Annotated in this window: 12 protein-coding genes and 1 tRNA gene; 8 read left to right on the plus strand and 5 right to left on the minus strand. The window is 29.6% G+C overall.

The annotated features are described in order from the left end of the window. Positions 1–4: 4 nt before the first annotated feature. From C1715_RS04530 to C1715_RS04540, 3 genes are read left to right on the plus strand one after another with little or no spacing between them, the layout of a single operon-like run. Positions 5–1,102, plus strand: coding sequence for a hypothetical protein (locus tag C1715_RS04530; protein ID WP_102399441.1), 1,098 nt, complete (start codon positions 5–7; stop codon positions 1,100–1,102). 14 nt (positions 1,103–1,116) lie between these two features. Beyond that, the gene (gene mnmL, locus C1715_RS04535) at positions 1,117–2,034 is read left to right on the plus strand and encodes a tRNA modification radical SAM protein MnmL/YtqA (protein ID WP_102399442.1); all 918 of its coding nucleotides are present in this window, start codon (positions 1,117–1,119) and stop codon (positions 2,032–2,034) included. 22 nt (positions 2,035–2,056) lie between these two features. Then, entirely contained in the window at positions 2,057–2,797 is a 741-nt protein-coding gene (locus C1715_RS04540; RefSeq protein WP_102399443.1) for a 2-phosphosulfolactate phosphatase family protein, read from the plus strand. A gap of 209 nt (positions 2,798–3,006) precedes the next feature. Here C1715_RS04540 and C1715_RS04545 read toward each other — a convergent pair whose 3' ends face one another. The 5 genes from C1715_RS04545 to murC all read right to left on the minus strand — a co-directional run bounded on the left by C1715_RS04545 (position 3,007) and on the right by murC (position 6,362). Beyond that, positions 3,007–3,465, minus strand: a complete 459-nt coding sequence (locus tag C1715_RS04545) for a hypothetical protein (RefSeq protein ID WP_102399444.1) — start codon at positions 3,463–3,465, stop codon at positions 3,007–3,009. Between the two features lie 109 nt (positions 3,466–3,574). Continuing rightward, complete coding sequence (locus tag C1715_RS04550) at positions 3,575–4,228, minus strand: HAD family hydrolase (protein ID WP_102399445.1); 654 nt, start codon at positions 4,226–4,228, stop codon at positions 3,575–3,577. 150 nt (positions 4,229–4,378) lie between these two features. Next, positions 4,379–4,454: transfer RNA gene (locus tag C1715_RS04555), tRNA-Pro, on the minus strand. Between the two features lie 115 nt (positions 4,455–4,569). Next, a complete protein-coding gene (locus tag C1715_RS04560; protein ID WP_102399446.1) occupies positions 4,570–4,884 on the minus strand; it encodes a hypothetical protein in 315 nt (104 codons plus the stop codon). Positions 4,885–4,985: 101 nt separating this feature from the next. Continuing rightward, entirely contained in the window at positions 4,986–6,362 is a 1,377-nt protein-coding gene (murC, locus tag C1715_RS04565) for a UDP-N-acetylmuramate--L-alanine ligase (RefSeq protein WP_102399447.1), read from the minus strand. Between the two features lie 769 nt (positions 6,363–7,131). Between murC and purR the strand changes: the two genes are divergently transcribed. The 5 genes from purR to C1715_RS04590 all read left to right on the plus strand — a co-directional run bounded on the left by purR (position 7,132) and on the right by C1715_RS04590 (position 11,761). Beyond that, positions 7,132–7,947, plus strand: coding sequence for a pur operon repressor (purR, locus tag C1715_RS04570; RefSeq protein ID WP_102399448.1), 816 nt, complete (start codon positions 7,132–7,134; stop codon positions 7,945–7,947). A gap of 120 nt (positions 7,948–8,067) precedes the next feature. Further along, on the plus strand, positions 8,068–8,358 hold the full coding sequence (gene spoVG, locus C1715_RS04575; RefSeq protein ID WP_102399449.1) for a septation regulator SpoVG: 291 nt from the start codon (positions 8,068–8,070) through the stop codon (positions 8,356–8,358). A gap of 164 nt (positions 8,359–8,522) precedes the next feature. Further along, positions 8,523–9,893 (plus strand): bifunctional UDP-N-acetylglucosamine diphosphorylase/glucosamine-1-phosphate N-acetyltransferase GlmU, encoded by a 1,371-nt coding sequence (glmU, locus tag C1715_RS04580; protein WP_102399450.1) that lies wholly within the window; start codon positions 8,523–8,525, stop codon positions 9,891–9,893. A 19-nt stretch (positions 9,894–9,912) separates the two neighbouring features. Continuing rightward, the gene (locus tag C1715_RS04585; protein ID WP_102399451.1) at positions 9,913–10,872 is read left to right on the plus strand and encodes a ribose-phosphate pyrophosphokinase; all 960 of its coding nucleotides are present in this window, start codon (positions 9,913–9,915) and stop codon (positions 10,870–10,872) included. 202 nt (positions 10,873–11,074) lie between these two features. Continuing rightward, on the plus strand, positions 11,075–11,761 hold the full coding sequence (locus tag C1715_RS04590) for a response regulator transcription factor (protein WP_102399452.1): 687 nt from the start codon (positions 11,075–11,077) through the stop codon (positions 11,759–11,761). The last annotated feature ends 1 nt before the right edge of the window (position 11,762 follow it).

Here is an 11,762-nt window from a genome sequence, read left to right on the forward strand (position 1 = left end):
ATATGTGAGAAAAAGATTTTTAATTATAATGGGAATTTTATGTTTTCTTTGTACCACAATTATTGGATGTAAAAATAAAGAAGTAGATATACAGGAGCAGGAAAAGAAAATTGATACTAATGCAGCTTCTAATCTTGTGGATAGGTATATGATAGGGCTTATTATGAAAGATTATGAAGGAGTTAAAAATTTGTATACTGAGGATATGATAAAGGAGCAGGGAAATTATAAAAAAAGTGATATAATTGTAAGAGGATATAGGATAGAAGATGTATCTGAGATGGAAAAAAATTCTATTTTTAAAGTTAAAACTATCAGTACTAGGGAAAAAAGTGCATATACTAGTTTGGATGAGTATAGAATTTCCGTAATAAAGGAGAAAGATGGATATAAAATAGGTGAGGTAAATATAAATCCACAAAAGGAAATATTTTCAGATGGAGATGAGGTTAGGATAAGGGACAAAAGTAATGTTGAAACTAATTTGGTTATAGATACTGAAAAATTGCCTAAATCTGCATTTTCTAAGGATGATAAACTCAATATGTATAAGCAGGAGGTTCCAAGTAGAATTTTTAATGATACCAGTATATCTTTTGATGGTACAAAGGTTTTGGTATCCACTAAAGCTGAGGATGCTTATGCAGCTTCTATATTGATAGACGAAACCTTAGCTGTTCAAGGTAATAATAAGAGCGCTGGTAAAGGTGCAGAAGATGGAGATAAACAATCACAAGATAATAAAAATAAAGGTATTAAGGAAAAACCTATAGGAAAAGAAATAGTTAATTTAGATATAATTAAGGATGCTACTGTAGACTATATGATTTTTTCACAAGATGAAAAATTTATTACCATTCAATATACTAAAAATAATGGTGCAAAATGTATTAGAATTTATGAAAGTGATAGTGGTAAAATGATTCCAATAAAATTTGAAGAGAGTTTTCCTATAGATAAAGTAGATATTCAATTTTCTTATTTTGATAAAGAAAATGCAAATTTTCAAGTTTTACCTAAGGGTAATTTAGAAGGACAATACAAAGATTTAATAGGAAAGTGGAAATTAAATCTTAAAGATTTTAAAATTCATAGAATTTAGGAAGGAAGAAAAGGATGATTTGGGGAGACAAAAGATATCACAGCTTAAATTATTTTTTAAGAGATAAATTTGGGGAAAAGGTATTTAAAATATCATTAGATGCAGGATTTTCATGCCCTAATAGAGATGGTACTATAGGTACTAAAGGGTGTATATACTGCAGTGAAAGAGGGTCTGGGGACTTTGCAGGAAACAGAAAGTTTTCTATAAGTGACCAATTTATAGATATAAAAAATATGATGAATAACAAGTGGAAAAATGGAAAATATATAGCATACTTTCAAGCTTATACTAACACCTATGCATCTGTAGATGTACTTAGGAAAAAGTATGAAGAAGCTATAGAGATGGAAGGTGTTGTAGGATTAGCTATAGCTACTAGACCTGATTGTTTAGATGATGAGGTACTTTCTTTATTAGAGGAGTTTTCTAAAAAAGTTTATACGTGGGTAGAACTAGGATTACAGACTTCTAATGAGAAAACTGCTAAATTGATAAATAGAGGTTACAAATTGGAGGTTTTTAACGAAGCTGTTTGTAATTTAAGAAAAAGAAATATAGATGTGGTAGTACACACTATATTTGGACTTCCAGGAGAAAATGAAGAAGATATGTTAAATACCATAAAGTACGTTTCTAATTGTGATGCACAGGGAATAAAAATACATCTTCTTCATCTTATGAAGAACACTCCTTTAGTTAAACTATATGAACAGGGAAAACTAAGATTTTTAGAAAAGGATGAATATATAGATTTGATTTGTGAGGCTATTTCCGTATTGCCACCGCATATGGTAGTACACAGACTTACTGGTGATGCTCCTAGAAATTTACTTATAGGTCCTATGTGGAGTCTTAAAAAGTGGGAAGTTTTAAATGGAATAAATAAAGCTTTAGAAGATAGAAAAATATATCAAGGTATAAATTATTAAAAGAAGAGTGGGGGATTTACTAATGAAGATAGATGTAATAATATCTGCTAATGATATAAAAGAAGAAAAAATAAAAGGAAAAACAGTGGTGGTAATAGATATGTTAAGAGCTACATCTGTTATAACTACAGCACTTAATAATGGATGCAAGAAGGTTATTCCAGTGCTTACAGTGGAAGAAGCTAAAGAAATAGCTAAAAATAGCAAGGATTCATGTATACTTGGAGGAGAAAGAAATGCTGTTAAAATAGATGGATTTGATTTTTCTAATTCTCCCTTGGATTACAAAAAAGATGTTGCAAAAGATAAGGTATTAATTATGACTACTAGCAACGGTACTAGGGCTATAAATGCATGTATAAATGCAAATAATATTTTAATAGGTGCAATGTTAAATGCTAAAGCTGCAGCTAAAAGAGTAGTAGAGATAAATAATGACTTAGTTATAGTTAATTCCGGAACTGCTGGTGAATTTTCTATGGATGACTTTATATGTGGCGGATATATAATACAATGTATAAAGGATTATGTTAACGTAGAAATGACAGATATAGCTAAAACATCTCATTACATATATGAGTGTAACAATAATGTTATAGATTTTATTAAAGGAGCAAAACACTATAATAGACTTAAAGAATTAGGGCTGGAAGATGACCTTACATATTGTTGTAGTAAGGATATAATAAGTATAGTTCCAGAATACAAAAATGGATGTATACTTAATGGAATACCTAAGAGTAAGGTACATGAAAATAAATAACAAGTGAAAGATGCTGGTATATTTTGTGTCAGACAAGGAAGCAGGTTCCGCCGCTAGTAGAACTATCGGTGGGTTCTGCTGACGCAGTATGACGCAAAATAGACTAGCATACTGACTTGTTATTTATTTGAATGTGCCTAAATAAAATTAACATATCAAACATAAATAAAAATCTGCTCTAGGGCAGATTTTTATTTATGTTTGATATGTCAAAAATCTTCATTTTGGGGTGTGTCATTGCAGATTTTATTTGTAAGGCCGTTGTTAATTGATGAAATATAATTTTCTTTAATCCAACCCTTGGTGGTTACAGAATCTGGTAGATCTAAACACACATAAAACCAATTTCCAGAATCTACTTTAGCTTCATCCAATATATAAACTTTAGTATCTTCTTTAAAAGTAATAATTTCTGGAGAACTTTCTAATGGGGAAATATATAACGTGGCTCCTTTTTGTATAATTCCCCACTTGTATTTAGGAATGTTATAGGATATATTTATAGGTCTTTTGGGATATAATTCAGTTAGTTTGCTTCTCAAGGCATCGTTTTGCCTTGAAAGTAGAATTAGCTGTTTTTTTAAAATATCATTTTTCTTTGAAAATGTAAATAGAGTATAGGCATTGCCTCCTAAAGATATTAGTAGCATTAAGAAAAGAAAAACCAAAAAAACTCCCCCTAATAAAGGATTCTTTATTATATTTATTTAATTAATATAATAAATATAACTCTCCTTGTATTTTCAAATGTAAGGAGAGTTATATTTATAGTGTATATTACACAACCGTTAGTAATTCTTCATAGGTGTGTATATATTTATCAGCTTCTTTAATTAGGGATTCCTTTTGATTTTCAGAAAAAGTATCATGTATAGCTACAACTTTCATTCCAGCAGATTTAGCGCCTTGAACAGCAGGTAATATATCTTCAAAGACTATACAATGCTTTGGATTTACTTGAAGCCTATTAGCTGTTAAAAGATATATATCTGGAAATTGTTTGCCTCTGTTTACTTCATCTGTGGTACATATGGTGTCAAAAAAATTATATATATCATTTTTCTTTAGGGCAGCTTCTAAAAGAATTTTATTATTACTAGTAGCTAGTCCAATCTTAATATTCATGGATTTTAAAGCTTGCAAGTATTCTTTTGCACCAGGTTTAAGAGTTACGTTAAACTTATATTCATCATAAGCCATGTTATTCCATTCGTCCATTATTTGGTTTATAGAATCTTGAATATTGAATTTATTTTTAAAATAAGTGGCTGTTTCTTCAAAAGTTAAATGTTCTATAGAGGCTTTTAAGTCTTTTGGCACAGGGATACCTCTTTTTTTTAAGTATTCTTGATCAATTTTAGACCATATCCACATAGAATCTATTAAAGTTCCGTCCATGTCAAATATAGCGGCTTTTATGTCCTTTAACAAATTAATCACCTCTTTATGAAAAATTAAAAAAGTTTAGAAAAACTGTAAATTTGTTTTGGCATAAAGCTATAGTTAGCTTAAGCCATTAGCATTAGTTATAATAATAATTTATTATATAATAAAAAATCCTGTGTATAATACACAGGATTTTGGTCGGGGTGACAGGGCTTGAACCTGCGACCTCATGGTCCCAAACCACGCGCGCTCCCATCTGCGCCACACCCCGAAGGACAAGAATAATTATATATGATTAACCTTCTTATGTCAACATAAAAAAAATAAAAAAATATTATTATATTGATAGAGCTATTAAAATACCTGTCAATATAATAATATTTTACTTACTTTCTTTTCTCTTTATCTCCAATTCCTCGAGTAGGTACAGTGGACATGACAAAACCAACCAATATGGAAACTAAAGCTGAAGCCACTATATTTAGATAAACTATATATCTAGTTTTATAAAGAATAAGAGCTGTTATACCAGTAATTACAGCTGTGGCTACAAAAAGATATATTACGAATTTTGCAAAAGAGTTTAAAAATTTCTCATATAATTTATGGCGTGTTGGCCCACTTATAACTGCCCTAAATATTCCATAGGAAACAAGGATTAGTACTATATCAGATAAAGCTGAAATTAAAAAATTTTTCATATACCACACCTCCAAGCACTTACTATATTATTTACAAAATGGTGTTATAAAATTCATAAATTTAGTAAATGCTTAAAGGAGATTACTTTATTTATTCATTGTTATTTATTAAGAAACATTTCCCCAACTTTAAATACATCCCCTGCACCTACAGTTAAGAGTATGTCTCCAGCACATAAAATAGGTTCTAAATAACTTACTATATCTTCGAAGTTATGGATATTTGAGCATTTAACACCTTTTTCTTTTATTTTATCTGAAAGCATTTGAGAATTTATATTTCCAGGATCCTTTTCTCTTGCCGCATATATATCCGCCAAAATTAATTCATCACAATTAAAAAATGATTCAGCAAAATTATTGAATAGACTTATAGTTCTTGTATAAGTATGAGGTTGAAAAACACAATATATTTTATTGTGGGGATAGTTTTTAGTTGCGTTTAGAGCAGCTTTTATTTCTGTTGGATGATGAGCATAATCATCTATTACAGTAACACCGTTTTTAACACCTTTTATTTCAAAACGTCTGTGAGTACCTTTAAAAGACTCGATACCTTTTACAATAGAAGTATAAGAGAGATTTAAACATAGACCAGCACATATAGATGCTAGGGCATTTAATATATTATGAGTGCCAGGAACATTTAAATTAATGGTAAAAAGCTCAATATCTTTTTTAAAAACTTTAAATGAAGGGCAACCATCCTTATTAAAGGATATATCTTTAGCTCTTACATCCCCATTATTTATTCCAAAGCTTAATATAGTACAATTGGTTTTTTTGCATATTTCAGCTGTTACAGGGTCATCATAGTTAGCTACTAAAAAACCATCGTTTGGTATTAATTTGATGAACTTTAAAAATGTATTTTTTATATCCTCTAAATCTTTATAGAAGTCTAGATGATCTTCTTCTATATTTAAAATAACTCCTATATAAGGAAAAAATCTTAAAAAAGAAGCTTTATATTCACATGCTTCTGTTAAAAAATATTCACTTTTTCCTGTACGTACATTTCCATTTATGGATTCTAATTGGCCACCTACTAGTATAGTAGGATCTACATTAGCTTCTAACAATATGTGAGACATCATAGAAGTTGTGGTTGTTTTACCATGAGTTCCAGAAATAGCTATATTGTATTTATGGCCTTTCATTATGTTACCTAGGAATTCTGCTCTGTCCATAAGAGGTATGTTTAATTCCTTGGCTTTTATTATTTCAGGATTATCAGGAGAAATAGCAGCAGTAAAAACTATTAAATCTGCATCCTTTATATTTTCACTTTTATGTCCATAGAATATTTCAACTCCCATAGATTTTAATTTTTCTGTTATAGGGGAAGAACTTCTATCAGAACCTGAAACTTTAAAGCCATTTTCTATCAATATCTCAGCAAGGCCACTCATGCTGATTCCACCAATGCCGATAAAATGAACCTTTTTATGTTTATCTTGTATAAAATTAAAAGACATATAAAATCCTCCTTAATTAAAAAAGCTCTATTTTTAATTATATACATATTTTAAATAAAACGATACATATTTTATATAGTTTTTTATAAAATATGTCAGCAAAGCTCTATTACTTAACTTTCGCAAATAAAGTTCAAGCTCTACATTCGATTAATAAGGGTTTTTAATTTAAAATTTAGAATGTAAAATAAAAGGTAAAAAGTAAGAAGTAAAAAGTAAGAGTGAAAAGGTAAGAACTAATAGGTAAAAAAGTAAGAGCTCTTGAAAAAATTCAGCAAGGCTGAATTTTCAGCACAACTATTACTTATTACCTATTACTTGCAAATTAATTATAAAAAACTCTCTGAGTTTTATCCTTAACTCTTATTTCTTACTTCTTAGCTCTTAACTATTGCCTACTACTTACCTGCAAATTTCAAATTATAGTTAGTTTCTAAAAGAGATTTATTCTCATTTTAAATTTTATATTTTTATTTTTTAACTGCGAAAGTTGAATATATTATTTATGTATTTAATTTTTATAGTTATAAAATCATAATTTTAAATTTTATTTGTATTTTCTTTATTCATATAATGTTGAACTTAAAAATCATGTGTGAAAGTTGAGTTACGTGTCATTAATGTAGAATAATACAAGAGTTTGCTCTAAATTAAAGCTTTAATAAATTTGCATTAAAGTATATTGATTTTAATAAGGTTTTGGAATAGAATATGAATAATAAAGATTTTTTTATAAAAAAAATTCGTGAAATAGGATATAGGTGGTTAGATGAAAAAGTTAAATAGAAATCAAAGAGTGGTTGGAATTACTAAAATTTTGACAGACAATCCAAATAAAGTTGTAAATTTAAATGTTTTTACTGAAAAGTTTAATGCAGCAAAATCTTCTATAAGTGAAGATTTAATGATAGTAAGGGAAGTTTTAAATAGCCTTAACATGGGAACGGTAGAAACTATATCAGGAGCAGCTGGTGGAGTAAAGTATAGATGTAGTATATCGGAGAAAGAAAAGACTGAATTTGTGGAGGAACTTTGTACATTATTAAAAGATAAACAAAGAGTTATACCAGGAAACTTTATATATATGACTGATATTATGTATAATCCTCAAATTATACGCAAAGCAGGACTAATTTTAGCTTCAACCTTTAGTGAGCTAGATGTGGACTACGTAGTTACTGTAGAAACAAAGGGAATTCCTTTAGCCTATGAAGTAGCAAAGATGCTAGGAGTACAACTTGTAATAGTAAGAAGAGATACTAAAGTTACAGAGGGAACTACTGTAAGCATTAATTATGTTTCAGGTTCAAGCAAGAGAATACAAACCATGTCTCTTGCAAAAAAAGCTATTGCTAAAGGAAGTAAATGTGTTTTCATAGATGATTTTATGAAAGCAGGGGGAACCGCTTTAGGTATTTTTAATTTATTGAAGGAATTTGAAAGCGAACTTTTAGGCATAGGAGTTTTAATTGATAATATGGAGACTAAAAATAAACTTGTAGAACACTATATAGCATTGGCAGAACTTGAAGGAATAGATGAAAATGGCAGTGTAAATATATGCCCTTCTTCCAGAATAAAGTGATAGAATAAAAACTGAAAGTTGAAATATTCTAAAAAATGAATATTTTTTAGAATATTTAGGAGGAATTTTGAGAATAATAGAGAATTAGTATATAGTTAATACTCGCGGAGGTGGATTTATATGCAAGTTACAGACGTTAGAATTAGAAAAATTGCTACTGAAGGCAAAATGAAAGCAATAGTATCTATAACTTTTGATAATGAATTCGTAGTTCATGATATAAAAGTTATAGAAGGAAAAAGTGGATTATTTATAGCAATGCCAAGTAGGAAAACACCAGATGGGGAATTTAAAGATATCGCACACCCAATAAATACAGATACAAGAGAAAAAATTCAACAAGCAATTTTTGATGAATATGAGAAGGTAAAGAATAAAGATATAGAAAATGAAGATAACGTTGTAGAATAAAAAGGGGTTTTAACTCCTTTTTGTTTTTTTTTATAGTAATTTTTGAAAAAAGTCATAGTTATGTTGAAAATAATTTATCTTTAAAATATAATAGAATATGTGTGTTTTATTAATAAGTAAAAGTGAACAATATATTAAAAATATGCCTAAAAGAGGTGTTAGAATTGTATAAATGTGCTATGATATTAGCTGCAGGGAAAGGCAAAAGGATGAAATCTAGTATGCCTAAGGTTTTACATAAAGTATGCGGCAAAGAGATGATAAATCACGTAATAGACACTATGAGGAAAGCAGAAATAGATGACGTAAATGTAGTAATAGGAACAGGTTCTGAAATGGTTAAAGAGGCTACACAAAATAGAAATGTGATATACTCTTTACAAGAACAGCAATTGGGTACAGGTCATGCAGTAATGTGCGCTAAAGAATTTTTGCAAAATAAAGAAGGTGTAGTTACTATTTTTACAGGAGATGCACCTTTAATAAAAGCGGAAACAGTAAAAAAACTTATACAGTATCATTTGGAAAATAACTTTAAAGCTACTATTTTAACATCAGTAATAGATGATCCTGCTGAATATGGAAGAATAATTAGAAATGCAGAAGGTTCAGTAGAGAAAATAGTAGAGTTTAAAGATTGTAACCAAGAAGAAAAGAAAGTAAATGAAATAAACTCAGGAATGTATTGTTTCAACATAACTAGTCTTTTAAATTCTTTAGAAAAGCTAAATAATAATAATGCTCAAGGAGAGTACTATTTAACCGATGTTATATCAATTTTAAAGAATGAAGGAGAAAAGGTTGGTGCTATAGACACTGATTTTGAAGAGACTTTAGGTGTAAATTCTAGAGTACAGTTATCCCAAGTGGAAGAAATAATGAAAAATAGGATAAATAAATACCATATGGAAAATGGAGTTACTATAATAAGTCCTGATAACACATATATAGGAGACGAAGTACAAATAGGACAAGATACTATAGTATATCCAGGAAATGTGTTGGAAGGAAAAACTACTATAGGAGAGGGATGTATTTTGTATCCTAATTCTAGAATAAATAGCAGTGTAATAGGAGATAACGTAACTGTTCAAAGCTCAGTAATATTGGATAGTAAAGTTGGCGAAAATACTACTGTTGGGCCTTTTGCGTATATAAGACCAGAAAGTAATATAGGTAAAAGTGCTAGAATTGGTGACTTTGTTGAAATTAAAAAGTCTACTATTGGTGATGGAACTAAAGTTTCACATTTAACATATATAGGTGATGCAGAAGTGGGCAGTGGATGCAATTTTGGATGTGGAACTGTTGTGGTGAACTATGATGGAAAGAAAAAATATAAAACTATAATAGGAAACAACGCTTTCATAGGATGCAATACAAACTTAGTATCACCTGTAGAAGTAGAAGATAACACGTACATAGCAGCAGGTTCTACTATAACTGAAAAGGTGCCTGAAGGTTCTCTTGCTATAGGCAGAGCAAAACAGGTAAACAAAGAGGGATGGGTAGATAAAAAAGGTTTAAGGAAATAAATATAAGGAGGTTTACATAATGATAACCCATGGCAAAAATATAAAAATATTCACAGGTAATTCTAATCCTAAACTTGCTAAAGAAATTGCAGATATATTAGGATTAAATGTTGGAGACGCCGTTGTTTCTACTTTTAGTGACGGAGAGATTTCTGTAAACATAGGAGAAACAGTGAGAGGAGCAGATGTTTTTGTAATTCAATCAACAAATGCACCAGTAAATGATAACTTAATGGAACTTTTAATAATGATAGATGCTTTCAAGAGAGCATCTGCAGGAAGAGTAACAGCGGTTATTCCTTATTATGGATATGCAAGACAAGATAGAAAAGCAAAGGCAAGAGATCCAATTACAGCTAAACTAGTTGCTGATTTAATAACAGCAGCAGGGGCTGATAGAGTTCTTACTATGGATTTACATGCATCACAAATACAAGGATATTTTAATATCCCAGTGGATCATTTAATGGGAGCAGCTACTTTATCTAAACATTTTATTAAAAATGGCTTCCAAGAACAAGATGATGTTGTAGTGGTTTCTCCGGACTTAGGCAGCGTGGCAAGATCTAGAAAATTTGCTGATAGATTACATTGTCCAATAGCTATAATAGATAAGAGAAGACCAAAAGCAAATGTTTCAGAAGTTATGAATGTAATAGGAGATATAAAAGGAAAAAGAGTTATACTATTGGATGATATGATAGATACTGCAGGTACCATAACTAATGGAGCTAATGCTTTAGTTGATTTAGGAGCAAAAGAGGTTTATGCTTGTTGTAGCCATGCAGTTTTATCTGGACCAGCAATAGAAAGAATAGAGAAATCTGCAATTAAGGAATTGGTTATGTTAAATACTATAGATTTACCAGAAGATAAGCAATTAGATAAATTTACTACATTATCTGTGGCTTCAATATTTGCAGAAGCTATAAGAAGAATATATGAAGATATATCAGTAAGCAAATTGTTTGAAGACTAGATTAGACTATAATACATATTAATTACTTGAGGCATGCACTATTGTAATGATTTTACGATATTGCATGCCTATTTGTATATACAGTGAAATATTTGTAAATTTTTAATTAAAACTATAATAAATAATATATTTTGTGGTAAATTTAAAGTAAATAAGTATGTAAAAATTATGTTTAAAATTAACATATAGGAGGTCGAGAAAAATGGAAGGAAGCATAGGAAAAATATTAATTGTTGATGATGATGAAAACATATGTGAAGTAATTAAAATGTATTTGGAAAATTCAGGTTATAACACAACTTGCGTTCATAATGGAAAAGCTGCAGAGGAAAAGTTCATAGAGTATAAACCAGATTTAGTGCTCCTAGACATAATGCTACCTAGTATTGATGGTATAGATGTACTAAAATGGATAAGAAAAGACAGTTCAATACCAGTAATAATGCTAACGGCTAAGGGAGAAACTTTTGATAAAGTTTTAGGACTAGAATTAGGGGCTGATGATTATATAGTAAAGCCATTTGAACCAAAAGAAATGTTAGCTCGTGTTAAGGCAGTTTTAAGAAGATATAATTCTGAAAATATAAATAAGGAGGTTTTAAATTTTGATGAATTAATGGTAGATATTAATTCATATAAGGTAATCTATAAAGAAGAAGAAATAAAGATGCCTCCTAAAGAGTTTGAGTTATTGTACTACTTAGCAAGTAATAAGAATAGGGTTTTCACAAGAGAGCAATTGCTTTGTGAAGTATGGGGATATGATTATCCAGGTGACTCTAGAACTGTTGATGTTCATGTAAAAAGGCTTAGAGAAAAATTGGAAGGCGGCTCTAATTGGAAAATAGAAACTGTATGGGGTGTTGGCTATAAGTTTGAGGTGAAATAAA

Origin of the sequence: Haloimpatiens massiliensis, from assembly GCF_900184255.1 — a bacterium.
Classification (GTDB): domain Bacteria; phylum Bacillota; class Clostridia; order Clostridiales; family Clostridiaceae; genus Haloimpatiens; species Haloimpatiens massiliensis.

Excerpts from the sequence above, each read along its gene's own strand:
- mnmL (WP_102399442.1), top strand. The coding sequence starts at position 1,117 with ATGATTTGGGGAGACAAAAGATATCACAGCTTAAATTATTTTTTAAGA.
- C1715_RS04540 (WP_102399443.1), top strand. The coding sequence starts at position 2,057 with ATGAAGATAGATGTAATAATATCTGCTAATGATATAAAAGAAGAAAAA.
- C1715_RS04560 (WP_102399446.1), bottom strand. The coding sequence starts at position 4,884 with ATGAAAAATTTTTTAATTTCAGCTTTATCTGATATAGTACTAATCCTT.
- murC (WP_102399447.1), bottom strand. The coding sequence starts at position 6,362 with ATGTCTTTTAATTTTATACAAGATAAACATAAAAAGGTTCATTTTATC.
- purR (WP_102399448.1), top strand. The coding sequence starts at position 7,132 with ATGAAAAAGTTAAATAGAAATCAAAGAGTGGTTGGAATTACTAAAATT.
- spoVG (WP_102399449.1), top strand. The coding sequence starts at position 8,068 with ATGCAAGTTACAGACGTTAGAATTAGAAAAATTGCTACTGAAGGCAAA.
- C1715_RS04585 (WP_102399451.1), top strand. The coding sequence starts at position 9,913 with ATGATAACCCATGGCAAAAATATAAAAATATTCACAGGTAATTCTAAT.
- C1715_RS04590 (WP_102399452.1), top strand. The coding sequence starts at position 11,075 with ATGGAAGGAAGCATAGGAAAAATATTAATTGTTGATGATGATGAAAAC.